The organism is Rahnella aquatilis CIP 78.65 = ATCC 33071, from assembly GCF_000241955.1.
GTDB classification, from domain to species: Bacteria; Pseudomonadota; Gammaproteobacteria; order Enterobacterales; family Enterobacteriaceae; genus Rahnella; species Rahnella aquatilis.
Genome location: NC_016818.1, coordinates 1,582,507 through 1,606,838, shown reverse-complemented (window position 1 = coordinate 1,606,838; position 24,332 = coordinate 1,582,507). Strand labels below are relative to the sequence as shown.

Here is a 24,332-nt window from a genome sequence, read left to right as displayed (position 1 = left end):
CTCATTTTGCAGAGGCACATCCTTACGGGCGATGTACCTCCTGATAAACCTGACTACCCGAAATTAACCACTCACCGCCATGCCCACGGTCATATGCAGACCGTAGAAAATCGCCCGACCCATCAGTTCTCCGGCAAACACCAGCACAAAGGCCAGTATCATTGAGCCCAGTGCAGGCCGTTTACGCAGTATAAGCGGACAGAACCAGCAGCCCAGTCCAAGCACAACCAGCACCAGCCGCCATACCGACAACACGCCGTATTGTGGGATAAGTGCAGAAGCAGCCTGAACGGAACTATTGATACCGGCCAGACTGGCGCTTTGCATCATCACAACCGCCATGCTTACAACCAGCGCCGAGAGACTGATGACCGGTAAAAGACGCAACGCACAGCCATTGATCCTGGCACCACGCAGCAGCAGATAACCCAGAACCGGACCGCCAATCAGTACTGTCAGGCCAAAATGAAACGCAGTATAGGCATTGTTCCACGTTGGCACAGTATTGATTTCATACACACGGCACATCGCGAAAACGAACCCAATCCCTGCAAGTATGGTCACAATTAACCAGATTTTGGCGAGAGCGCGTGGCATCTTGTTGATCATCGCCAGCAGCCAGTAAATCCCGCCCAAAGCAAAGAAGAGTGAACCGCTGCCAATTTCGTTACTGAGTGGCGAGGCCCCCAGACGGTTCAGTGAGTTGAATGCTCTCAGCGGCGACCCCAGATGCAGAACCGAGGCGATAAAGGCAACGGCCATCAATACCCACAGGAAAAACATCGAGAGATGGACCCGTCGGTACTCTTCCGTACTGCGCTGAGTCAACAACGCAATGGCCAGCACGATAAATGCACCGACGACGCACTGCCCCAGAACCGTAAAGACCATCAAAGGCCATTCATGCCATCCGTTTCCCATCTTAAACCTCCTTCGGGTTAGCCAGATAACCCGTGGTATCGCCTACAGGACGGCAATTCGCATTGGGTTTGATGACGATATTTGGGTGAGTGAAATGTGAAGCCGGCAACGGTGCCACTTCAGCCAGTTCACCGTATTTCGCACGCAGTTCTTCTATGGGTGCCATATCCAGCGCACGCAACGGACAGGATTCAACACAAATCGGTTTTTTACCTTCAGCAATGCGTTCGTAGCATCCGTCACATTTGGTCATGTGACCTTTGGCTTCATTGTATTGCGGCGCACCATACGGACACGCCATATGGCAATAACGGCAGCCGATACAGACGTCTTCGTTTACGACCACAAAGCCGTCTTCACGCTTATGCATCGCACCACTTGGGCAGACTTTGGTGCAGGCCGGATCCGCACAATGATTGCAGGAAATGGACAGGTAATAGGCGAACACATTCTGATGCCAGCCATCTCCGTCTTTTTGCCAGTCACCACCGGCGTATTCATAGATGCGGCGGAAGCTGACGTCCGGTGTTAAATTTTTGAAGTCCTTGCATGCCAGCTCACAGGTTTTGCATCCCGTGCAGCGGCTTGAATCAATATAAAATCCATATTGAGTTGTCATGTTTTACTCCGTTAAACCTTAGCCACTTGCACAAGGTTGGTGTGAGAGGGGTTACCTTTCGCCAGCGGTGAAGGTCTTTGAGAAGTCAGTACATTAATGCTGCCCGCACGGTCGATTTTTTTGCTGTCAGGGGAATACCAGGCACCTTCGCCCAGCGCGACAACCCCCGGCATCATGCGTGGTGTCACTTTGGCAGCGATATGCACTTCCCCGCGATCGTTAAAGATGCGGATCATGTCGCCGTTGGTGATACCGCGCTGTGCGGCGTCCATGGGGTTGATCCACATTTCCTGGCGGCAGGAGGCTTTGAGCACATCAACATTGCCGTAAGTGGAGTGCGTACGCGCTTTGTAGTGGAATCCCGTCAGCTGCAACGGATATTTACTGGCCAGCGGGTCGTCATAGTTTTCGAAACCTGCGGCATACACCGGTAATGGATCAATCACGTCTTCTTTAGAGAGTTCCCATTCGGCAGCAATTTTGGCCAGTTCAGCGGAGTAGATTTCAATTTTACCGGACGGTGTACTCAGCGGATTGGCCGCAGGATTTTCACGGAATGCTTTGTAAGCCACATGATGCTGGTCGGGGTCACGTTTTTTGAATATGCCCTGTTTGCGGAAAGTATCGAAATCCGGCAGTTCTGGCAGCGCTTCACGCGATTGCTGATACAGATGACGCAACCATTCTTCCTGCGTACGGCCTTCGGTGAACTGCTGCTCTACCCCCATGCGGCGGGAAAGCTCGCTGGTCATTTCATAGATGTTCTTGCACTGGAAGCGTGGCGTAATCGCCTGATCGGCAAAAATCACATAATCCATGTTGCCGCACGAGGCATCGAGACAAAAATCCATCTGCTCAGAAGCCGTGCAGTCCGGCAGGATAATATCGGCGTATTTCGCCGAAGAGGTCATGTGGTTATCAATCACCACAATCATTTCGCACTGTTTGTCATCCTGCAAAATGTCATGGGTACGGTTGATATCAGAATGCTGGTTGATCAAACAGTTACCGGCGTAGTTCCAGATAAACTTGATCGGCACATCCAGCTTTTCCTTGCCGCGCACGCCATCTTTCGTGGCCGTCATTTGTGTACCGCGCACAATCGCATCCGTCCACAGGAACATCGAAATACTGGTCTGAACCGGATTTTCAAGCGTCGGCATACGTACAAATGGGATCTCGTAGGAACCTTCACGGGCACCGGAATTCCCGCCATTAACACCTACATTGCCGGTGAGGATCGCCAGCATCGCGATCGCACGGGTCGCAATCTCTCCGTTAGCGTGACGCTGCGGGCCCCAGCCCTGCGTGATAAATGCGGGTTTTGCCTGCCCGATTTCACGGCCCAGTTTGACGATTTTGTCCACCGAGATGCCGGTGATTTTTGCCGCCCATTCAGGCGTTTTCGCCACACCATCCGGACCTTTACCGAGAATATAGGCCTTATAATGCGCATTCTCAGGCACACCAGCCGGTAAAGTTTTTTCGTCATAACCGATGCAATACTTATCGAGGAATGGCTGATCAACCAGATTTTCTGTGATCATGACATGCGCCAGCGCCGCTGCCAGCGCACCATCCGTACCCGGACGGATCGGCACCCATTCGTCTTCGCGCCCGGCACCGGTATCCGTATAACGCGGATCAACAATGATCATGCGGGCGTTCGAACGTTGACGAGCCTGCTCAAGGTAATATGTCACCCCGCCACCGCTCATGCGGGTTTCACCCGGATTATTACCGAACAGCACCACCAGTTTGCTGTTTTCGATATCAGACGGGCTGTTGCCGTCCGCCCAGCCGCCATAGGTATAATTCAGGCCCGCGGCAATTTGCGCCGAACTGTAGTCGCCATAATGATTCAGATAACCACCGCAACAGTTCATCAGACGGGCGATCAATGTTTTGCCTGGCGGCCATGAACGCGTCATCGTGCCACCCAGCGTGCCGGTACCGTAATTCAGATAGATCGCTTCGTTACCATAGCGGTGAATGATGTCTTTGAGGCTGCCCGCCAGGGTGTCAAAAGCTTCGTCCCAACTGATGGGCTTGAATTTTCCTTCACCACGTTTACCCACGCGTTTCATCGGATACTTCAGACGGTCGGGGTTATAAACACGACGACGCATTGAGCGCCCGCGCAGACAGGCACGAACCTGATGCAGTCCTTCATAATTGTCATCACCGGTATTGTCGGTCTCGACATAGCGGATCTCATTATCAACAACGTGCATTCGCAACGGACAACGACTGCCGCAGTTAACGGTGCAGGCACTCCAGACGATTTTCTCATCCGCGGTTTTGGCTGGCGCCGGTAGTTTTTCCGCTCGTATAGATTTAAACGGCAACGATATGCCGCCAACCGCAGCTGCCATACCGGCGAGTGTGGTTCCCTTAACCAGGTCACGGCGGCTGATCCCACCGCCTGAACCGGATTTATGACTGTTCGAATCTGACATTGCTTACTCCGTAACGTCCTTATCTCAGGGACGAAAATTTAACAATCTTGTTATCGGGCCAGGATCCTGGCTCGTAGTTTCTTTAGATTTTTTCTATTTGAATCAAATTAGTATGTTGAGGATTACCTTTCGCCAACGGGGACGGCCGTTGGGTTGTCAGCGTGTTCATACAAGCCCCATGATCGATACGGTCACCACTCATATTGGCCTGATGCCATGCGCCCTGCCCCATCGCGACGACACCGGGCATGATGCGTGGCGTGACTTTCGCTGCCACACGTACTTCGCCGCGGTCGTTAAACACTTTCACTTTGTCACCGTTCTCAATGCCACGGGTTTTGGCATCCATTGGATTAATCCACACTTCCTGACGGCATGACGCCTGCAGCACGTCGATATTGCCGTACGTGGAATGGGTGCGGGCTTTGTAGTGGAAGCCGAACATCTGCAGCGGAAACTGGCTGCGTTTCGGATCGTCCCAACCTTCAAAGGTCGAGGCATACACCGGCAGCGGACTAATGGTTTCGTCTTTTTGCAGCTCCCATTCTCTGGCGATTTTCGCCAGAGCGGAGGAGTAAATTTCGATTTTACCGGAAGGTGTTTTCAGCGGATTGGCATGAGGATCCTGACGGAATTTTTTATACGCCACGAAATGTCCGGCCGGGTCTTTACGCTTATAAATTCCCATTTCACGCAGTTCTTCATAAGCAGGCAATGCCGGGTCTTTCGCCAGCATTTTGGCGTACAGATATTGCAGCCACTCCCGCTGGGTACGCCCTTCGGTGAACTTGTTAAAAACATCCGGGCCAAGACGACGCGCCACTTCGCTCATCACTTCGTAGATGCCTTTACGTTCGAATTTAGCGGACGTTGCAGGCTGGATGAAAATCAGATATCCCATATTTCCGGCGTAGTCATTTGGAATAATATCTTCCTGCTCGACGGTCATGAGATCAGGCAGCAGGATGTCGGCGTATTTCGCCGAGGAAGTCATGAAGTTTTCCAGCACCACAATCATCTCGCACTGCGCATCGTCCTGCAGAATATCGTGGGTTTTATTGATGTCGGAATGCTGGTTGGTAATGGTATTACCGGCATAGTTCCAGATGAACTTGATCGGCACATCCAGTTTGTCTTTGCCGCGCACGCCATCTTTCGTGGCAGTCATCTGCGGGCCACGGGCAATGGCATCAGTCCAGCTAAAACAGGAAATCTGTGTTTTGACCGGATTTTCCAGCACGGGCATGCGTTCAATGGTGATGGTATAGGTGGATTCACGCGCACCGCTGTTGCCGCCATTAATGCCGACATTGCCGGTTAATATCGGCAGCATGGCGATGGCACGTGACGTCAGTTCACCGTTGGCCTGACGCTGCGGGCCCCAGCCCTGAGAAATGTAGGCGGGTTTGGCCTGACCGATTTCGCGTGCCAGTTTGACAATGCGATCCGCCGGGATGCCGGTAATACGGGACGCCCATTCAGGGGTCTTCGCTATCGCATCTTCACCCTGACCCAAAATGTACGCTTTATAGTGGCTGTTGGCTGGCGCATCCGCAGGCAATGTTTTTTCGTCGTAGCCCACGCAATACGCATCAAGAAAAGCTTGATCGACCATGTTCTCGGTGATCAGCACATGAGCAAGGCCTGCAACCAGTGCGGCATCTGTCCCTGGCCGGATAGGGATCCATTCGTCTTCCCGGCCTGCGGCGGTATCGGTATAACGCGGGTCGATCACGATCATGCGAGCATTGGAACGCTGGCGCGCCTGTTCGAGGTAGTACGTGATCCCGCCACCACTCATGCGCGTTTCCGCCGGGTTATTACCGAACAGGACGATAAGCTTGCTGTTTTCAATATCTGACGTACTGTTACCGTCGTTACTGCCATAGGTGTATGGCATGGCGCAGGCGATTTGCGCGGTACTGTAAGTGCCGTAGTGGCTGAGGAAACCACCGTAGCAGTTCATCAGGCGGGCAACCAGAGAGGCATAAGGCGAGGAACGGGTGATGTTGCCGCCTACAATGCCGGACGTGTAATTGATATATACCGCTTCATTACCGTATTTCGCGACAATACGCTTCAGGTTATTGGCAATTTCATCGAAGGCCTCTTCCCAGCTGATGCGTTTGAACTTGCCTTCACCGCGCTTGCCGACGCGCTTCATCGGGTAATTCAGGCGCTCCGGATGATTCATTCGGCGGCGTATAGAACGTCCGCGCAGGCAGGCTCGAACCTGATGATCGCCATAAATATCCTGTCCGGTGTTATCCGTTTCAACCCAGTAAACTTCATCATCACGCACATGCAATCGTAACGCACAGCGGCTGCCACAGTTGACTGAGCAGGCTCCCCATACCACTTTATCAGCAGAAACTGAATGCTTCGCCTCATTGGCAAACTGGGCCAATGCTTTACGGCCAAAAGGAAGTGATACACCCCCCGCAGCGATGGCCAGGCCTGCCAGCGTTGATGTTTTCATCAGCGTCCGGCGGCTGATACCACTTGTCAGTGTGGTGATTTCTGGTTTGATTTCCGACATTTTTCGCTCCGGTAACGAGGCAATACCCACTCAGATTGCATGGATACTACTTATTAGGAGGTACGAAACTTTGTCTGCTATCAAAAAAGGCGGGGTTGAAGAGAAACAAATGCGGGATTCTTAACGCAACGCACGGTTTCATGCATAAAAAAAGCGCCCTCAGGCGCTTTTTCGCTATGTTAATGCATCTATAACGGGATTATCCGATATATTCTAAACCGCCCATATACGGACGTAATACTTCCGGCACTTCGATACGACCATCAGCCTGCTGGTAGTTTTCCAGTACGGCAACCAGTGTACGACCTACCGCCAGACCAGAACCGTTCAGGGTATGAACCAGACGCGGTTTTTTGTCAGTTTTGTTGCGGCAACGCGCCTGCATACGACGTGCCTGGAAATCACCCATGTTTGAACATGATGAAATTTCACGGTAAGTATCCTGCGCCGGCAGCCAGACTTCCAGATCGTAGGTTTTGCACGAACCAAAGCCCATGTCGCCGGTACACAGCAGAACTTTACGGTACGGCAGATTCAGCAACTGAAGCACTTTTTCAGCATGACCGGTCAGTTCTTCCAGTGCATCCATTGAATCTTCAGGACGAACGATTTGTACCATCTCAACTTTGTCGAACTGGTGCATGCGGATCAGACCACGGGTATCACGACCGTAAGAACCGGCTTCTGAGCGGAAACATGGCGTATGGGCCGTCATCTTCAGTGGCAGAGATTCTTCTTCAAGAATTTCATCACGAGTCAGGTTGGTCAGCGGCACTTCTGCCGTTGGGATCAGCGCATAGTTACTGCTGCCCGCTTCTTCACTCAGCGGTTTAGTATGGAACAGGTCTTCACCAAATTTAGGCAACTGACCGGTACCGAACAACGTTTCCTGGTTCACCAGATAGGGAACGTAGGTTTCGAGATAACCGTGTTGCTCTGTGTGCAGATCCAGCATGAACTGTGACAGCGCACGATGCATACGGGCGATTTGCCCTTTCATCACCACAAAACGCGCACCTGTCAGTTTAACGGCAGCGGCAAAATCCAGGCCGCCAGCCATTTCGCCCAGCGATACGTGATCGCGTACGGCGAAATCATACTGACGCGGAGTGCCCCAGCGGCTCACTTCCTGGTTATCGTTCTCATCTTTACCGGCAGGCACGGAGTCATCAGGCATGTTTGGAATAGCAGAAGCGATATCGCGGATATCATTTTGCAATGCATCCAGCTCAGCTTTCGCTGCATCCAGTTTCTCACCCAGCGTATTCACTTCCAGACGCAGGGGTTCGATGTCTTCGCCACGGGCTTTTGCCTGACCGATAGATTTCGATCGGGAATTACGTTCAGCCTGTAGAGTTTCCGTTTCTACCTGCAAGACTTTGCGACGTTCTTCCTGAGAACGTAGCGTTTCCACATCGAGTTTAAAACCTCTGCGAGCGAGTTTTTCTGCAACTGCGTCTAGCTCATTACGCAGCAGATTGGGATCCAGCATGCTAATCCTGTACGTGTCGTTATTGAATGTTAATTTGACGATGCACGCTGACTGAAACGGCAGCGTGTCAAAGAGTTATCACGGGTAACCTTACCGCAACGATAAAATTAGCGGTAGCGTTTTGTCGGGCTATTTTGATCTTGTTCGGCAAGCCATGCCAGCTTTTCGCCAATCTTGCCTTCAAGCCCGCGTGATGTCGGGTAATAATACTGCGTATGAGCCATTTCAGGCGGAAAATAATCCTCGCCTGCCGCATAGGCATTCGGTTCGTCATGCGCATAACGATACTCTGCACCCAGCCCCATTTCCTTCATCAGTTTGGTCGGCGCATTGCGCAAATGTTCCGGCACATCGAAATCTGCCATTTCGCGTGCATCACGCATGGCCGATTTGAATGCGGTATAAACAGCATTACTTTTTGGTGCACAGGCCAGGTATACGATCGCCTGGGCAATCGCACGCTCACCTTCAGCCGGGCCAACACGGGTAAAACAATCCCAGGCAGCGAGCGCTACCTGCATGCCCCGCGGATCCGCATTCCCGACATCTTCTGAAGCAATCGCCAGTAAGCGTCGCGCGACATACAACGGATCGCCACCGGCCGTGATGATTCTGGCATACCAGTAAAGCGCCGCATCAGGCGAAGAACCACGCACTGATTTATGTAATGCAGAGATTAAATCGTAAAAACGATCGCCTTTATTATCAAAGCGCGCACTGCGTTCGCCGGCAATCTCGGTGAGCAATTCCGGCGTAAGTGTCCGGTAACCTTTGGCGTCGATTTCCGCCATATCGGCCATCATTTCAATGCTGTTCAGCGCACGGCGTGCGTCGCCATTCACCAGTTCCGAAAGCATCCGGCGGGTTTCCGGCGGAACACGAATTTTCTCGTTGGCGTAACCGCGCTCAGCATTGGTCAGTGCCTGATCAATAACTTTCTCGATATCTTCAGCGGTCAGTGATTTCAGCAAATACACACGGGCACGAGACAACAAAGCGGAATTGAGTTCGAAAGACGGGTTTTCGGTGGTGGCACCAATAAACGTGATGGTGCCATCTTCAATGTGCGGCAGGAAAGCGTCCTGCTGACTTTTGTTAAAACGATGGACTTCGTCAACAAACAAAATCGTACGACGTCCGGCATCGCGGTTCTGCCGGGCGCGTTCAATCGCTTCACGAATATCTTTAACGCCGGATGTCACCGCCGATATCCGTTCAACGTCGGCGTCCGCATAACGACCAATTAATTCTGCCAGCGTCGTTTTCCCGGTGCCCGGCGGCCCCCACAAAATCATCGAATGTAATTGCCCTGCTTCAATCGCCCGAGGCAGAGGTTTGCCCGGCGCTAACAGATGCTGCTGTCCGATATATTCTGCAAGAGTGACTGGCCGCATACGGGCGGCCAGTGGCTGGAATTCGTTTTGGGAAAAATCGAGTGACAGATTACTCAAACTAACCTCACTGACGCTGGTCGTCCACCGTCACACCCTGCGGCGGAGTAAATTTAAACTTGGCATCATCAACAGACGCATTTTGCTCGCCTTTCAGTGTGTAGGCGCTTTTCTGCCCATCCTGCTCAACGGCAGTGAAGCTTTTGATAGTGCCTGAAGGGGTCACGTTGATCGCGAATTGTTTCAGATTACCGGTCGCCGTTTTCGGCGTTAACTCGAAATCATCGCCTTTCTGCTTCACGTTGTATTTTGCCCAGTCGCTACTGTCATTACGCGTAATCAACATGAACGGCGTATTCCCTGTAGCATTTTTCAGCCAGGTCGCTGTAACCTGCTCAACGAACGGGTTGTAGAACCACAGGGTTTTACCATCGGAAACCAAAATGCTTTCATCTGGCGTGGTCATATGCCAGTTAAACAGATTTGGACGTTTCACCCACAACTGACCTTCACCCTGCTGAACAGCTGCACCATCATCGCTGGTTACCGTCTGTGTGAAGCTGGCGTGGAAAGTATTAAGTTTACCCAGGCGGGATTTGAGATCACTACTGGCGTCCGCTAAAACAGAAGCGGAGGTAAATGCAGTCAGTAAACACCCTATCATTAATAATTTTTTCATTCTTATTCTTACCTCAGAAATCCATAAACTTCAGACGATGCCTTTTATACCGGCAAAAGACGTATGGTGCGAACTCTATCCGAGGAGAGGCTCAGAAGGTAGCTCAATCATCTGAAAAATCGTTGTTTTACGCTTCTTTGCACAAGGGTCGCATCCGCGACCCTTCTTAACAAAATACAGGCAGATCGGTACAGCTTTATTCGTGTGACGGCGGTGCCAGAACTTCACGGTTACCGTTATGGCCCGGCGTACTGACAATGCCCTGCGCTTCCATTTGCTCAACAATTCGCGCCGCACGGTTATACCCGATACGGAACTGACGCTGAACTCCGGAAATTGACGCCCGGCGTTTATCGACCACGAATGCCACTGCCTGATCAAACAGCGCATCAAGCTCTTCATCGCCGTCCAGCCCTAAACCACCGCCTTCACCCTCTTCACCACCGGAAACAATGCTTTCGATGTATTTTGGACGACCGCGCGCTTTCCAGTCCTGAACCACCGCATGCACTTCCTGATCACGGACAAAAGCACCGTGAACACGCACCGGAATCGAGGAGTTTGGTGCCATATACAGCATATCACCCATACCCAGCAGTGATTCTGCGCCGCCCTGATCCAGAATGGTACGGGAGTCAATTTTACTCGACACCGTAAAAGCAATACGGGTCGGAATGTTAGCTTTAATCAGACCGGTAATCACATCGACAGAAGGACGCTGCGTCGCCAGCACCAGGTGAATACCGGCTGCGCGGGCTTTCTGGGCCAGACGAGCAATCAGCTCTTCAACTTTTTTACCGACGGTCATCATCAGGTCGGCAAACTCATCGACCATCACCACGATAAACGGTTCTTTCTGCAGATATGGCGGCTCAGCGGCCATACCATCGCCCGGTTTCCAGAACGGATCAGGGATCGGACGCCCCATCGCTTCCGCTTCCAGAACACGTTCGTTGTAACCGGCAAGGTTACGCACACCCAGTGCCGACATCAGTTTATAGCGACGTTCCATTTCACCGACACACCAGCGCAGCGCGTTGGCGGCATCTTTCATATCGGTAACCACTTCGGTCAGCAGATGCGGAATACCTTCATACACCGACAACTCGAGCATCTTCGGGTCGATCATGATGAAACGCACATCTTCCGGTTTGGATTTGTACAGCATACTCAGGATCATGGCGTTAACGCCGACGGACTTACCGGAACCGGTTGTACCGGCCACCAGCAGGTGAGGCATTTTAGCCAGATCGGCGATAACAGGTTCACCCGAAATATCTTTCCCCAACACAATGGTCAGCGGCGACGTACTTTCTTTAAATTTCGCGCAGTCCAGGACTTCACGCAGATATACCGTCTGGCGCTTCTTGTTGGGTAATTCCAGGCCGACATAGGGTTTGCCAGGGATCACTTCTACAACACGCACCGCAACTGCTGACAATGAACGGGCAAGGTCACGTGAAAGGTTAGAAATACGCGCGGCTTTAACGCCCGGCGCCAGATCCAGTTCGAAACGCGTGATCACCGGTCCGGGCAATTTGCCGACGACATCGGCTTTAATGCGGTAATCGTTCAGACGCGCTTCGATCAGATTGCCCATCTGTTCCAGCGCGAACTCATCCACCGGCTCAGCTTCAGCCGGAGGTGACGTCAGCAAATCCAGTGATGGCAGCGGTGTGGTCGGTTTCACCAGCGGCTGCTCATTACGCATCAGGAACGGGTGGATCAGGCTGTCCATATCAGGCTGCGCCGATGGCGAAGACTGACGTGGAGCTTCATATTCCTGTGCGTGTTGCACGGGCTCAGAAGATGCAGCGCGCTGATAAGGTTGTTGTGCAAACGTTGCAGGTTGCGGTTCTTCTTCCGCTTGCGCCGGCAATGTAAACAGTGGCTCAGAAGGCGTATCGTCCACCAGGTCAGCCATTGGCGAGAAGCTAAAGGCATCATGCTGGCTGAGTTTCATGGCCGCAGCGGCAAAATCATCAGCAACCGCAGGCAATTCAGTCTGCTGATTCTGTGAATGGTGATGCTGTACCACGCCACTTTGAGGTTCGACATCCTGCTGATAGCGCGCCTGCTCACGTGCAGCAAACGCATTGCGCAATTCGGCTTGCTGCAAGGCTGCTTCTTCATCAGGTTCATTTTCAGTAACCGTATCGCCATAGCGCTCTTGTTGCTGAGCGGCAAACGCCTCATGCAACGCAGCTTCCTGCATGGCTTGCTCGTCGGCCTGAGCCAGAGGATCGTTATGCCATACGTTCTGCTCCGCTTCTTGAGGCGTCGCAGACAGCACCTGCTCCTGCTGTTCAGCCATACGCTGAGACGGAAGTTTGATGCCATACGAGGCCAGCTCACGGCGTGTAGGTATACGCACCGGATTAGGACGCGGCAACTCAGGGCCAAAGCCTTTTTTCACCTGTGGATTTTCATCGCTCACCGCACTGAAAGCCGGCATAAAGGTGTTACCAACGGAAGATGCTGTGGACTGCCCTGCCTGTGCAAGGCCGGTCGCCAGAGCTGCGGTGGCCGCAACGCTGGCCGCCTGAGCGGCATCTGGCACTGCTGAACTGAAATCAAACGGAGAACGGGAAGGTTCCACGGCCGTTTGCCAGTTGCCCAAACTCGGACCGTCTTCCTCTCTGCGCTCAACAGGCGCAGGTGAAGGCGATTGCTGAACGGGCTGCGGATGACGCGGCACCGGCGTTTCTTCCGGGATCTCGAAATTGTATAAGGTTGGAGTGGCCGTTGCCGGTGCGGGCGGCGGAGCAATATTGGCAACCGGCGGTTCAGCAGCGTAAGGATCCGCTGCCTGTGCTGGCTCAGCGACAGGCGCAGTGGCAGCAGGTGCAGTCGCAGCAGCAGATGCCTGCGTCGCAGGTTCATTCACCGAAGGCGCAGAGAACAGTACGTCATCTTCATCGGCTTCAGAAGCGGCGACAGCGGCAGGAGGCGCTGCAGCAGCGACGACAGGTGCGACTTTAGCGGCCGGTTTGGCGTCGTCTTCCAGTAGCGGGTCGTCGTCCTCATCGTAATCATAATCATCGTCACGACGGGATCGGTTGGTCACGATATTCGTCACCCCCAGCACGGCTCCACCGATCTTTTCGGCAATCGTCAGCCAGGACCAGCCGGTAAATAAGGTCAGGCCGGCAGCCCAGACACATAACAGCACCAGGGTCGCACCCACATTATTAAAGTACGGTGTCATCGCGGTACTGAGCAAACTGCCGATTACACCGCCGGAAGCGAAGTAATACAGGTCATCAACGTTGACGGCCGCGAGACCACAAGACGTGACAATGAGCGCCAGCGTGCCAATAAGGCGCAGCGAAAGAGCAAAATAATCGACGAAATCCTGTTTATCCCGCTGACGGAAAGCCGCCCAACAAAGACACAGAATAATAGGGGGAATAGCGTAGCCAAATACGCCAAAGATGAAGAACAGCGTGTCGGCCATCCATGCACCTACACCACCGCCCCAGTTATGAATTGGCCCATGCCAGGCGGTCTGAGACCAACTGGGATCAGAGGGGTTAAAACTCACCAATGCCGCCATTAAATAAGCAGCAAAAATCGCTACCACAACCAGCAAAGCCTCCAGAAGACGGCGGCCATTGCTCAGTGTTTTCAGGGTAACTTCTTTATCTTCTGTATATTCCTGGCTCAAGAAAGGCTCTCCAGGTTCCTGTGAACTGAGAAAAAGCAACAGCGCCGAGACTCCCCGGCGCCATAGCTGTATAGATACACAGGAGTGTAGCTAAAATTACAGGGGTTTGCACCAGAACAATTACCGGGTCTTAATGACCAGGCGATTTGTCTGCTTCACTTCTTCCATCACTACATAGGTGCGGGTGTCGTTAACACCTGGCAGACGAAGTAAAGTCTCACCTAACAGCTTACGGTAAGCAGACATATCAGGTACGCGGGTTTTCAACAGGTAGTCGAAGTCCCCTGAAACCAGATGACACTCCTGAATATCTTCGAGTTTTTGTACTGCCGCATTGAACTGCTCAAACACATCCGGCGCGCCGCGGTTGAGGGTAATTTCAACAAATACCAGCAACGATGCATCCAGATAATGCGGGTTGAGCAATGCAGTATAACCATTGATGAAGCCCTGACGTTCCAGACGACGAACGCGCTCCAGACATGGAGTTGGAGATAATCCCACACGTTTGGAAAGCTCGACGTTTGAAATCCGGCCATCCTTTTGCAATTCGTTGAGGATGTTACGGTCAATACGGTCGAGATCTTTTCCCGGACGTTTTTTGTTGTCTACCATTATTATTGTCTCTCTGCTGTCCTTCCCTGCACCTGCCATACCCCAGCCAACTTCAATGTCTAAGGGTTGTCCCAAGCGAAGACCCGATGATTAAGGTTTACGCATCCAAAAGCCGCGTTGATCCCCTGTCAAAAGGAACACGGCCGTAAAACGGATACTCAAAAGAAATAACCCTGCGAAATTAATAGATCGCCAACAACCGACCTGATTCACTAAACCCTGCCACAACAAAAACAGCAAAAAGCAATACCGGAACGAGTCCGTAGCAGCCATTTGCATAAATTCAAGTCACGGACAGGCGGTTAATTTCTTCTTCCCCTGATGTTTTCGCAAATGCACAGCGGATTGTCAAAGTAAAAGAAGCAAAATCAGAAGAACGTGCCATATTGAAAAGCTGACGCCCCCTTTTTAGCTGTCTTTTCTCTTTGGACAATAACAACGCATCTCACCCGTTATTTCAGCCAAATCCCTGCAAACCGCCCTGATATGTGACTAAATTAACGCGATCTGATCAACAATCTTCACAGCGCACCGTTTGAAATGCGTTGATTTTTCACTCTATCCATCAAGCAGTTACCTGCTTCATCGATTTAGGCAGCCCCTTTTTACGCGGGTTTCGCAGTAAAAACTATCAGACAAATCGTTAACATCATCTGAGTTTGCTTTTTTTACTGCGCCGTTTTCCCTACAATCGGTCTATCGCTTGTCGCCATCGCGGAGATGAATTACGCATGAGTACGGTTAAACACAGTAAATTATTGATTTTGGGCTCCGGTCCGGCGGGTTATACCGCAGCGGTTTATGCTGCGCGTGCAAACCTCAATCCGGTATTAATTACCGGCGTGGAAAAAGGCGGACAGCTGACCACCACGACCGAAGTGGAAAACTGGCCGGGCGATCCGGAAGGTCTGACAGGTCCGGCTTTAATGGAACGTATGCACGAACATGCCACCAAATTTAATACCGAGATCATTTTCGACCATATTAACAAAGTCGATTTGCAGAACCGTCCGTTCCGCCTGACCGGTGACAGCGGCGAATACACCTGTGATGCATTGATCATCGCCACCGGTGCCTCAGCACGCTATATCGGCCTGCCTTCTGAAGAAGCTTTCAAAGGCCGCGGCGTTTCAGCCTGCGCAACCTGTGACGGTTTCTTCTACCGTAACCAGAAAGTCGCGGTTGTCGGCGGTGGCAATACTGCTGTCGAAGAAGCCCTTTATCTGGCAAATATTGCTTCTGAAGTGCATCTGATCCACCGCCGTGACAACTTCCGCGCAGAAAAAATTCTGGTGGATCGTCTGAATGATAAAGTGGCCAGCGGCAATATTGTGCTGCATACCCACAAAACCCTGAACGAAGTGGTCGGCGATCAGATGGGTGTGACCGGCGCGAGCCTGATGGATGTACGCACTGACGAGAAATCTCAGGTGGATGTGGCGGGGGTGTTCATTGCCATCGGTCACAGCCCGAATACCGGTATTTTTGAAGGCCAGCTGGAACTGAAAGACGGTTACATCAAAGTGCAGTCCGGCTCTCATGGCAATGCTACCCAGACCAGTATTCCGGGCGTCTTTGCTGCAGGCGATGTTATGGACCATATCTACCGTCAGGCGATCACTTCCGCCGGAACCGGTTGTATGGCCGCGCTGGATGCCGAACGCTATCTGGACGGTTTATCGCAAGCCCCGGATTTGTAAGAATCTCCCCTTCTGTTTGCCCTTAAAAAGAGGCGGCGTAATTGCCGCCTTTTTCATATTTTCAGTTTGCGGTCTGAGCATGTAACATAAGCGCCCTCCCATCCGGATTGCTGCACAGACTGATGCCTGATGAATAAAACACGACAACAAGAACTTATCCGCTGGTTAAAACAACAAAGCTCACGCGCCAAAGGCTGGATCCGTCTGTCTATGATGCTGGGCTTACTTTCTGGTTTGCTGATCCTGGCTCAGGCCTGGCTGATGGCCGGATTACTGCATAACCTGATCATTGAGCACACCTCCCGTGATGCCCTGCTGCAAAGCTTCCTGTTAATGGCGCTGACGTTTGTTCTGCGCGCGCTCATCACCTGGCTGCGTGAACAGGTGGGCTTTATTTGCGGACGCGTTATCCGTCAGGAAATGCGTAAGCTGGTGCTGGATCGTCTGGAAAAACTGGGGCCTGCGTGGATCCGGGGAAAACCGGCGGGCAGCTGGGCCAGCATTATTCTTGAACAAATCGAAGATATGCAGGATTACTATTCCCGCTATCTGCCGCAGATCGCCCTTGCGGGTATCATCCCGCTGCTTATTCTGGTCAGCGTTTTCCCGATTAACTGGGCTGCCGGGCTGATTCTGCTGGTCACCGCGCCGCTGATCCCCTTGTTTATGGCGCTGGTCGGGATGGGGGCAGCTGATGCCAACCGCCGTAACTTTGTGGCGCTGGCACGTCTTAGCGGGAACTTTCTCGACAGCCTGCGCGGCCTCGATACGCTGCGTCTCTTTCATCGCGGCACGGCGGAAACCGAGCAAATCAAACGTTCGACTGAGAACTTTCGTGCCCGCACGATGGACGTCCTGCGCCTGGCCTTTTTATCCTCCGCTGTGCTGGAATTCTTCGCGTCTATTTCCATCGCAGTTGTCGCGGTTTACTTCGGTTTCTCCTATCTCGGTGAGCTCAATTTCGGCAGCTACGGTACCCCTGTTACCCTGTTCGCCGGCTTCCTGGTGCTGATACTCGCCCCTGAATTTTTCCAGCCTCTGCGTGATCTGGGCGCGTTTTATCACGCCAAAGCGCAGGCGGTGGGGGCTGCCGAAAGTCTCGTCACGTTCCTGAGTGCGGAAAGTGCCGACATGGGTGACGGTGAGCAACACTGGCCTGCCGGACAACCGGTGGCACTCGAAGCCCGCGACGTCATTATTCAGTCGCCGCAGGGCAAAACGCTGGCCGGTCCGTTAACGTTTACTATTCAGAGCGGGCAACGTATCGCCATTGTCGGTCTGAGTGGCGCGGGGAAAAGCTCGCTGCTCAATGTCCTGCTGGGTTTCCTGCCTTATCAGGGTTCGGTAACCGCTGGCGGCATTGAATTGAAATCACTGCGCAATGACGAATGGCGTAAACAGCTGAGCTGGGTGGGCCAGAATCCGCATCTGCCCGAGCAAACCCTGCGCGCCAATATTCTGCTCAATCAGCCGGATGTCAGTGACGAACAGCTTCAGTCCGCCATTGATCGTGCTTATGTGAATGAATTCCTGCCGCTGTTACCGCAGGGGCTGGAAACCGAACTGGGCGACAGCGCTGCACGGTTATCCCTCGGCCAGGCGCAACGCGTCGCCGTTGCCCGCGCCCTGCTCTCTCCCTGCAGTTTGTTGCTGCTCGACGAACCGACCGCCAGCCTCGATGCGCACAGCGAGAAACGTGTGATGAGCGCGCTGAGCGAAGCCTCAAAAGCACAGACTTCCCTGCTGGTGACACATCAGCTGGAGGATACGCGTGACTACGACGAAATCTGGGTGATGGAGAAAGGCCTGATCGCTGAGCGCGGCACCTTCGCGCAACTGGTGGCTCAGAACGGTTTATTCGCCAGTCTGCTTTCCCAGCGGAATAAGGAGCTGTAATCATGAAAACTCTTCTGCCTTATCTCGCCCTGTACCGCCGTCACTGGTTCCGTTTGTCACTGGGCGTCATTCTGGCTATCGTCACCTTACTGGCGAGCATCGGCCTGCTGACGCTTTCCGGCTGGTTCCTGGCGGCCTCTGCCGTGGCCGGTATCGCCGGTTTATACAGCTTCAACTACATGCTTCCCGCCGCCGGTGTAAGGGGGGCCGCCATATTTCGGACCGCAGGCCGCTACGCCGAACGTCTGGTCAGTCACGACGCGACCTTCCGCGTGCTGGCGCATTTGCGGGTGTTCACTTTCACAAAAATAATGCCGCTGTCGCCGGGCGGCATTGCGCGCTTCCGTCAGGCGGATCTGCTCAACCGTCTGGTCGCTGATGTCGATACGCTCGATCACTTATACCTGCGGGTGATATCTCCGCTGGTGAGTGCGCTGGTGGTGATCCTTCTGGTGACGTTTGGCCTGAGTTTCCTGGATATCACCCTCGCGCTGACGCTGGGCACGATTATGCTGGTGCTGATGCTGCTCCTGCCGGTGATTTTCTACCGCGCGGGAAAACCTGCCGGACGTGAACTGACGGCGCTGCGCAGCGATTACCGGATGCAACTGACATCATGGTTACAGGGGCAGTCTGAACTGGTGGTGTTCGGCGCTCAGCCACGCTTTCGCCAGCGACTCAATGATATCGAACAGCGCTGGATGCTGCGTCAGCAGCAGCAGGCCAAACTCACTGGCTTGTCGCAGGCGATGGTGATTGCCGCGGCCGGTCTGACCGTTACGCTGATGCTGTGGCTGGCTGCCGGTGGTATCAGTCAGTTCCCGCAACCGGGTGCGCTGATCGCGCTGTTTGTCTTCACCCCGCTGGCGGCATTCGAAGCGCTGGGACCTGTAGCCGCCGCATTCCAGCATCTTGGGCAGGTTATCGCCTCCGCCCAGCGCGTCAGCCAGATCATTGATCAACCTGCAGATGTGACCTTCCCGTCACAAGGCCCGCTGGCTGGTGAACAGATCAGTCTGTCGCTGAAAAATGTGAATTTTACTTATCCTGACCAGCCGCTACCGGTTCTGAAAAATATCACTCTGGATATCCGTGCCGGTGAGCATATTGCCTTGCTCGGTCAGACCGGTTGCGGTAAATCCACGCTGCTGCAATTGCTGACCCGTGGCTGGGATATCAGCCGTGGCACACTGGAAATTAACGGCCATCCGGTCACTGATTATGATGAAGCCACACTGCGCAAGATGATCACTGTCGTCAGTCAGCGTGCGCATGTGTTTAATACCACGCTGCGTGAAAACCTGCGCATGGCCTCACCACACAGTACCGATGAACAGCTTGCAGAAGCGTTGAGAAAGGTTGATTTACATGTGCTTTTGGAAAACGAAGGGCTGAACGCCTGGCTTGGTGAAGGCGGCCGTCAGCTTTCCGGCGGCGAACAACGTCGTATCGGACTGGCCCGTGCGTTATTGCATGATGCGCCGCTGTGGTTGCTGGATGAACCCACTGAAGGGCTGGATGCAGAAACGGAACAACATATTTTGGCACTGCTGCACACGCACTGTCAGAATAAGACGCTACTCTTAGTGACGCACCGTTTGCACGGTCTGGAAGCCCTCGACAGGATATGTGTTATGGAAGAGGGTCAGATTGTGGAACAAGGCGATCACCAGACGTTAGCCGCGGCACAAAGTCGTTATGCAAGGTTCCTTGCCCGCGCCTGACGTGATTGTTTGTGGTTTTACGGCGGGCGTACCCGCCGGATAAGGAGATCTATGCGGTTAGTTAAGCTTGAGGCCAGTTCCGTTAATTTCCCGGATCCTGAAACTGCATTGCAGGAGCCGAATGGCCTGCTGGCTATCGGCGGCGATCTCACCGCTCCCCGCCTGCTTTCCGCTTATCAGCATGGCGTTTTCCCCTGGTTCGAACCGGGGGAAATGATCCTCTGGTGGTCGCCTGACCCGCGCGCGATTTTAGTTCCCGAAGAACGTCATGCCAGCCGCAGTCTGAAACGTTTTATGCGCAAGATGCCGTTTCGTTTCACCCTTAATCAGCAATTTGAGCAGGTGATACATGCTTGCGCTATGCAACGTGAAGATGGCACCTGGATCGGGCCGCTGGTGCAGCGTGGTTATCAGGAGTTGCATGAAGCCGGTCGCGCGCACTCAGTCGAAGTCTGGGAAGGTGACGAACTGGTCGGCGGTTTGTACGGTGTTTCTGTCGGCAGGTTATTTTGCGGCGAGTCGATGTTCAGTCGCCGGGAGAATGCCTCCAAGTGCGCACTTATGCTTTTTTGCCAACATTTTTCCCGCAATGGAGGAGAACTGATTGACTGTCAGGTGCTCAACCCTCACACTGCGTCGCTGGGTGCGAGAGAGATCCCCCGCCGCCAATTTTTGCAGCAGTTATCCGAACTTTCGCAACGCGCGTTAGCGCCGGATTGCTGGTTGCCACAAGACTTATCCCCACATGATGAAGACCTGCCGGTGTTCCCGAAGGATAGGGAATAGGTGCGGTCATGGACCATACTTCTTTACATAATGTGGGTTTTTCGGCATTATCTTGCCGGTTAAAAACTATGGTAGTTAGACCTAGAGGATTCGATGGCCAAAGAAGACAACATTGAAATGCAAGGCACCGTACTTGATACGCTGCCAAACACTATGTTCCGCGTAGAATTAGAAAACGGACACGTAGTTACCGCTCACATCTCCGGTAAAATGCGTAAGAACTACATCCGCATCCTGACGGGCGACAAAGTCACTGTAGAGCTGACCCCGTACGACCTGAGCAAAGGCCGCATTGTCTTCCGTAGCCGTTAATAAGCGGCTCACTCATCGCTGATTTTCCGGCGATACCTGAGGATACCCTTTTCGCCCTTCCTGCTGTTGCAAGGGCGTTTTGTGGTATCCGCAATCCGGCGTTTTGTTCCACTATCCTTTCTGAAATCCCTCACTAATTACTGCAATTACATAAAGAATTTCAGAAAGAAAAAAGGCGATGTTTTCACATCGCCTTTTATTTTTTCATGCCTGATGAAAATTAATGCACCGCACCTTCCGGTTTTTTCTTCTGCGCACTCATGAAGTGATAAATGAGCTTGTCAGCCGCCTTATCCAGTGCAACAGAGACGGAACCGCCATCCACCAGTGAACCAAACAGCAGCTCGTTGGCGAGTGGTTTTTTCAGGTTTTCCTGAACGGTACGGGTCATCGGACGCGCACCCATCGCACGGTCATAGCCTTTCACTGTCAGCCAGTCGCGAGCCTCGTCGCTGACTTCCAGAGAAACACCTTTCGCATCCAGCTGCGCCTGCAATTCGACGATAAACTTGTCGACAACCTGCTGGATAACTTCCGTAGACAGATGGTTGAACCAGATAACATTGTCCAGACGGTTACGGAATTCCGGCGTAAAGGTCCGTTTGATCTCTTCCATCGCATCCGGGCTGTTATCCTGATGCACCAGACCAATCGATTTACGTTCCGTTTCACGCACACCGGCGTTAGTGGTCATCACCAGGATCACGTTACGGAAATCCGCTTTGCGGCCGTTGTTATCGGTCAGCGTCCCGTTATCCATCACCTGCAGCAGCAGGTTGAAGACATCCGGATGCGCCTTCTCGATTTCATCGAGCAGCACCACGGCGTGAGGATGTTTAATCACCGCATCCGTCAGCAAACCGCCCTGATCAAAACCGACATATCCCGGAGGCGCACCGATCAAACGGCTGACCGTATGACGTTCCATGTATTCCGACATATCAAAGCGCAGCAGTTCGATATCCAGCGCTTTCGCCAGCTGAACCGTGACCTCGGTTTTCCCCACACCAGTCGGACCGGCGAACAGGAATGAACCGACAGGTTTGTGATCCTGACCCAGACCGGCGCGGCTCATCTTGATCGCTTCGGTCAGTGCTTCGATGGCCGGATCCTGTCCGAAGACCAGCATTTTCAGGCGGTCGCCCAGGTTTTTCAGCACATCGCGGTCTGTCGCAGACACGGTTTTTTCCGGAATACGGGCAATACGCGCCACGACGCTTTCGATATCGCTGACGTTGACGGTTTTCTTGCGTTTGCTGATCGGCATTAACCGGCTGCGTGCACCCGCTTCGTCAATCACGTCGATGGCTTTGTCCGGCAGATGACGGTCATTAATGTATTTAACCGACAGCTCAACCGCCGCACGCACTGCTTTCGCGGTATAACGCACATCGTGATGGGCTTCGTATTTTGTTTTCAGCCCGTTAATGATCTGGACGGTTTCTTCAACACTTGGCTCAGTAATATCAATTTTCTGGAAACGACGTGCCAGTGCACGGTCTTTTTCAAAGATATTGCTGAATTCCTGATACGTTGTCGAACCGATCACCCGGATTTTCCCGCTCGACAGCAATGGCTTGATCAGGTTTGCCGCGTCCACCTGACCACCTGACGCCGCACCGGCACCGATAATCGTGTGGATTTCATCAATAAACAGGATGCTGTTTTTATCCTGCTCCAGCTGCTTGAGCAGAGATTTGAAACGTTTTTCGAAATCACCGCGGTATTTGGTACCCGCCAGTAACGAACCGATATCCAGAGAATACAGGGTGCAATCGGCCATCACTTCCGGCACGTCACCCTGCTCGATTCGCCATGCCAGACCTTCAGCAATCGCGGTTTTACCGACGCCGGATTCGCCCACCAGCAGCGGGTTATTCTTACGGCGACGGCAGAGCACCTGAATGGCACGCTCCAGTTCTTTGTCACGGCCAATCAGCGGATCGATGCCACCTACACGCGCTAACTGGTTAAGATTAGTGGTGAAGTTCTCCATACGATCTTCCCCCGCCGACTGTTCTTCGTTAACTGGGCTTTCCGCATTGTTTTGCGCCTGGCTGCCCGATTCATCTTTACGGGTGCCGTGCGAGATAAAGTTCACCACATCAAGGCGGCTGACATCATGTTTACGCAGTAAGTAGGCAGCCTGAGATTCCTGCTCGCTGAAAATTGCGACCAGAACATTGGCGCCGGACACTTCGCTGCGGCCGGAAGATTGCACGTGGAATACCGCACGTTGCAGAACGCGCTGGAAACTCAGCGTAGGCTGGGTGTCACGTTCTTCTTCACTGGCAGGTAAGGTGGGTGTGGTTTGCTCGATGAAGGCTTCCAGTTCCTGGCGCAGGGCCACTAAATCCACTGTACAAGCTTCAAGCGCTTCACGGGCAGCAGGGTTGCTGAGCAACGCCAGCAACAGGTGCTCCACGGTCATAAACTCATGCCGGTGCTCACGGGCTCTTGCGAAAGCCATGTTGAGACTGAGTTCAAGTTCTTGATTGAGCATAGGCACCTCCCAAATAGATTGCCTTAATCAGGCTTTTTCCAGCGTACACAGCAACGGATGCTCATTCTCCCTGGCGTACTGGTTTACGTGTGCGACCTTGGTTTCCGCGACTTCGGCGGTATAAACGCCGCATATCGCTTTGCCTCTGTAGTGCACCTGGAGCATCAGTTGCGTTGCACGTTCAATATCATAAGAAAAGAACTTTTGCAGAACGTCAATCACAAATTCCATCGGAGTGTAATCGTCGTTGTTTAATATAACTTTATACATAGACGGCGGTTTTACCTCATCCTTTTGCTTATCCGCCGCCAAATGTTCAAAATTTAACCCGTCTTGATTATTGCCCATTGCCTGTTCATCACCTGTGAAGATCGTATAGGAAGCCAAATACACAAACGAGAAGGCTTTCTGTAGAGCCTCGCGTTGTTATTACCGTATTTTACCATCTCTGGCCTCACCTTGCCGCTGCACAAAATGTCTACATGCGTCAGACAACGCTTGTGAAAACTTAACAAAATATGCCAATAGCGTTACCTGCTTCAAACTTTGGTTATCTGCTCCCCCGCGACAAATGCCGTTTCCTTGACGTCTAACTCTATTCCACTAGAGTGTAAATTCGTGAGCTGAACGGAGTTTAAACCGGCCTGAACCAACGCTTATCCGCTGTGTTCCGGCCTTCGTGCTCACCCAACTGGCTTTATCTATTTACTACCAGACTAGTCATGAGAGGGATGAAGAAGCATGCAGACGGGTACTGTTAAATGGTTCAATAATGCTAAAGGCTTTGGCTTCATTTGCCCGCAAAATGGCGGTGAAGACATCTTCGCTCACTACTCCACAATCCAGATGGAGGGTTACCGGACTCTGAAAGCCGGCCAGCAGGTCAATTTCGACGTTCATGAAGGCCCAAAGGGGAATCATGCCAGTCTCATCATTCCAGTGGAAAGTGAAGCGGTCGCCTGACCGGTTCAGCATCACGCATCAGATAACGCTTCAACTGCAAATGCCGGTCACTTACTGACTGGCATT

General features: G+C 52.8%; 17 protein-coding genes. 6 read left to right on the top strand and 11 right to left on the bottom strand.

Annotation, left to right across the window (positions count from 1 at the left end):
• Positions 1–63: 63 nt before the first annotated feature.
• From RAHAQ2_RS07325 to lrp, 9 genes are all read right to left on the bottom strand, one after another.
• Complete coding sequence (locus RAHAQ2_RS07325; protein ID WP_015696615.1) at positions 64–921, bottom strand: dimethyl sulfoxide reductase anchor subunit family protein; 858 nt, start codon at positions 919–921, stop codon at positions 64–66.
• 1 nt (position 922) lies between these two features.
• Positions 923–1,540 carry a DMSO/selenate family reductase complex B subunit gene (locus RAHAQ2_RS07320; RefSeq protein WP_015696614.1) on the bottom strand — a complete coding sequence of 206 codons (618 nt, stop codon included), beginning with the start codon at positions 1,538–1,540 and terminating at the stop codon, positions 923–925.
• Positions 1,541–1,551: 11 nt separating this feature from the next.
• Positions 1,552–3,999 carry a dimethylsulfoxide reductase subunit A gene (dmsA, locus tag RAHAQ2_RS07315; RefSeq protein ID WP_015696613.1) on the bottom strand — a complete coding sequence of 816 codons (2,448 nt, stop codon included), beginning with the start codon at positions 3,997–3,999 and terminating at the stop codon, positions 1,552–1,554.
• Positions 4,000–4,081: 82 nt separating this feature from the next.
• A complete protein-coding gene (gene ynfE / locus RAHAQ2_RS07310; RefSeq protein ID WP_015696612.1) occupies positions 4,082–6,538 on the bottom strand; it encodes a selenate/tellurate reductase subunit YnfE in 2,457 nt (818 codons plus the stop codon).
• 199 nt (positions 6,539–6,737) lie between these two features.
• Positions 6,738–8,030 carry a serine--tRNA ligase gene (gene serS, locus RAHAQ2_RS07305; RefSeq protein ID WP_015696611.1) on the bottom strand — a complete coding sequence of 431 codons (1,293 nt, stop codon included), beginning with the start codon at positions 8,028–8,030 and terminating at the stop codon, positions 6,738–6,740.
• A 107-nt stretch (positions 8,031–8,137) separates the two neighbouring features.
• Positions 8,138–9,481: a replication-associated recombination protein A gene (locus tag RAHAQ2_RS07300; RefSeq protein ID WP_015696610.1), complete on the bottom strand. Its 1,344-nt coding sequence runs from the start codon at positions 9,479–9,481 to the stop codon at positions 8,138–8,140.
• Positions 9,482–9,488: 7 nt separating this feature from the next.
• Complete coding sequence (gene lolA, locus RAHAQ2_RS07295; RefSeq protein ID WP_015696609.1) at positions 9,489–10,100, bottom strand: outer membrane lipoprotein periplasmic chaperone LolA; 612 nt, start codon at positions 10,098–10,100, stop codon at positions 9,489–9,491.
• A gap of 196 nt (positions 10,101–10,296) precedes the next feature.
• On the bottom strand, positions 10,297–13,767 hold the full coding sequence (locus RAHAQ2_RS07290) for a DNA translocase FtsK 4TM domain-containing protein (RefSeq protein ID WP_015696608.1): 3,471 nt from the start codon (positions 13,765–13,767) through the stop codon (positions 10,297–10,299).
• Positions 13,768–13,887: 120 nt separating this feature from the next.
• Positions 13,888–14,382, bottom strand: a complete 495-nt coding sequence (lrp, locus tag RAHAQ2_RS07285; RefSeq protein ID WP_013574775.1) for a leucine-responsive transcriptional regulator Lrp — start codon at positions 14,380–14,382, stop codon at positions 13,888–13,890.
• Between the two features lie 731 nt (positions 14,383–15,113).
• Here lrp and trxB point away from each other — a divergent pair.
• The 5 genes from trxB to infA all read left to right on the top strand — a co-directional run bounded on the left by trxB (position 15,114) and on the right by infA (position 20,800).
• Entirely contained in the window at positions 15,114–16,082 is a 969-nt protein-coding gene (trxB, locus tag RAHAQ2_RS07280) for a thioredoxin-disulfide reductase (RefSeq protein ID WP_015696607.1), read from the top strand.
• Positions 16,083–16,211: 129 nt separating this feature from the next.
• Positions 16,212–17,978, top strand: coding sequence for a heme ABC transporter permease/ATP-binding protein CydD (gene cydD / locus RAHAQ2_RS07275; RefSeq protein WP_015696606.1), 1,767 nt, complete (start codon positions 16,212–16,214; stop codon positions 17,976–17,978).
• A gap of 2 nt (positions 17,979–17,980) precedes the next feature.
• Positions 17,981–19,702 carry a heme ABC transporter ATP-binding protein/permease CydC gene (cydC, locus tag RAHAQ2_RS07270; RefSeq protein ID WP_015696605.1) on the top strand — a complete coding sequence of 574 codons (1,722 nt, stop codon included), beginning with the start codon at positions 17,981–17,983 and terminating at the stop codon, positions 19,700–19,702.
• A gap of 51 nt (positions 19,703–19,753) precedes the next feature.
• The gene (gene aat, locus RAHAQ2_RS07265) at positions 19,754–20,488 is read left to right on the top strand and encodes a leucyl/phenylalanyl-tRNA--protein transferase (RefSeq protein ID WP_015696604.1); all 735 of its coding nucleotides are present in this window, start codon (positions 19,754–19,756) and stop codon (positions 20,486–20,488) included.
• Between the two features lie 93 nt (positions 20,489–20,581).
• Complete coding sequence (infA, locus tag RAHAQ2_RS07260; RefSeq protein WP_002211347.1) at positions 20,582–20,800, top strand: translation initiation factor IF-1; 219 nt, start codon at positions 20,582–20,584, stop codon at positions 20,798–20,800.
• 220 nt (positions 20,801–21,020) lie between these two features.
• On the opposite strand, the gene clpA is transcribed toward infA, so the two are convergent.
• Positions 21,021–23,303, bottom strand: a complete 2,283-nt coding sequence (gene clpA / locus RAHAQ2_RS07255; protein ID WP_015696603.1) for an ATP-dependent Clp protease ATP-binding subunit ClpA — start codon at positions 23,301–23,303, stop codon at positions 21,021–21,023.
• Positions 23,304–23,330: 27 nt separating this feature from the next.
• A complete protein-coding gene (gene clpS, locus RAHAQ2_RS07250; RefSeq protein WP_015696602.1) occupies positions 23,331–23,651 on the bottom strand; it encodes an ATP-dependent Clp protease adapter ClpS in 321 nt (106 codons plus the stop codon).
• Between the two features lie 393 nt (positions 23,652–24,044).
• Here clpS and cspD point away from each other — a divergent pair, with 393 nt between their 5' ends.
• Positions 24,045–24,266, top strand: coding sequence for a cold shock-like protein CspD (gene cspD, locus RAHAQ2_RS07245; protein WP_015696601.1), 222 nt, complete (start codon positions 24,045–24,047; stop codon positions 24,264–24,266).
• Positions 24,267–24,332 lie beyond the last annotated feature (66 nt).